The 915-nt window shown below is 42.0% G+C and carries 1 pseudogene; it reads right to left on the bottom strand.

The window, feature by feature from the left end:
• Positions 1 to 148 precede the first annotated feature (148 nt).
• Positions 149 to 862 (bottom strand): annotated as a pseudogene (locus KM934_RS12825) (RagB/SusD family nutrient uptake outer membrane protein); the annotation flags it as partial.
• Positions 863 to 915 lie beyond the last annotated feature (53 nt).

The following is a 915-nucleotide window of genomic DNA, read 5'->3' as shown; positions in this document are numbered from 1 at the left end:
ATACCAAGATGACCTCTATGCGTCCACGACTGAAAGAATTAAACGACAATCCCTAAATTATGAGCTATTATAATTTGTCAGCCCAGGATTCTAAACTCTTATTACCTTAAAATGATTTCATGTGAATGAAAAGTTTATGGCAACTATATCAATAACTTGGATTCTGTTTTAATTTCTTGTTTAAATCCAGACATCTTTGTGGTATTGGGAAAACCGTTGTAAACCCGGTAGACTCCTTTTCTAATGGAGTTCTTTGATCATATTCCTTGGTATATTTGCCAAAACGGATGAGATCTTGACGTCTCCAACCTTCCCAAACCAATTCCAGCAGACGCTCCTTTAGAATGTTGTCCAAATTGGCTTCCACATGAGGCATTCCTACTCGGTCTCTTATAGCGTTCAGCTCTATTGAACCATCCTCGCCATTGCGAACTTTCGCCTCGGTTTCCATCAACAGCGCGTCACCATATCTAAAAAGGACGATATCGTTGTCAACCTGCCGTCCGTCCGAATAGGCAGTTCGGTCAACCTCGTATTTGCCTACACGAGCGCCTGCCGTCTGTTTATATGGGCTGTCGCTGAGGTTCAGTTTCAGTTCAAGCGGCATGTACACCAACGGCTTCCCGTTGTCCAAATATATCTTTTTTCCGTCAACAAGCACGGTATCTGCATAGAAGTTTATCTTGAATCTATTGTCAACATTGTCCGTTCCGTAACCGAAAGCCTTGACGGTTGAAACAGTTGCACAGGTGCCGTTTTCGGAAGAACCACCATAAGCTCCACCATGTTTGTAGTGGCGTGAGCGGAAAAGATAGTGGTATTCGTTCAAATATAAGTTCTTGTCCAATGGGATTGTGAAGACAATACTCTGTTAATTCTAACGTAATCGTTTGAAAATGAGGGAGTTAATTAACG

Origin of the sequence: Hallella faecis (genome assembly GCF_018789675.1) — a bacterium.
Classification (GTDB): Bacteria; Bacteroidota; Bacteroidia; order Bacteroidales; family Bacteroidaceae; genus Prevotella; species Prevotella faecis.
Note: the sequence above shows the minus strand (reverse complement) of the source record. Positions and strands in the feature narration are given on the sequence as shown.